The organism is Rugamonas fusca (assembly GCF_014042365.1).
GTDB lineage: Bacteria > Pseudomonadota > Gammaproteobacteria > Burkholderiales > Burkholderiaceae_D > Rugamonas > Rugamonas fusca.
In genome coordinates this window covers 1-273 of sequence record NZ_JACEZS010000091.1, presented here as the reverse complement: position 1 = coordinate 273, position 273 = coordinate 1, and the positions used below count along the sequence as shown (strand labels likewise).

Genomic DNA, 273 nt, shown 5'->3' with positions numbered 1-273 from the left:
GGCTGATGTCGTACATCATCTTGTTGTAGCCGTAGGTCTGCGAGAAGTCGGCGTTCCATTCGCCGATCTGGCCGCGGTGGCCGATGGTGGCGTACTGGTCGTCGATCTTGCCGTTGATGAACGGGACAAAGCCGTTCGGGTACATCGCCGCCGAGTTGCGCGACGGGATATCGTCCGAGCCCACGCCGCCACGGGCCCAGGCGGCGCTCGATGCGTCACGCGACTGGGCGCCGGCCGTGAAGTACAGCTTGCCGGCCGGGGTCGGCAGGTCGC

1 pseudogene is annotated in these 273 nt (G+C 66.3%); it reads right to left on the bottom strand.

Going from position 1 to position 273, the window contains the following annotated elements:
* Positions 1-273: pseudogene (locus H3H36_RS26450) on the bottom strand (TonB-dependent receptor); the annotation flags it as partial.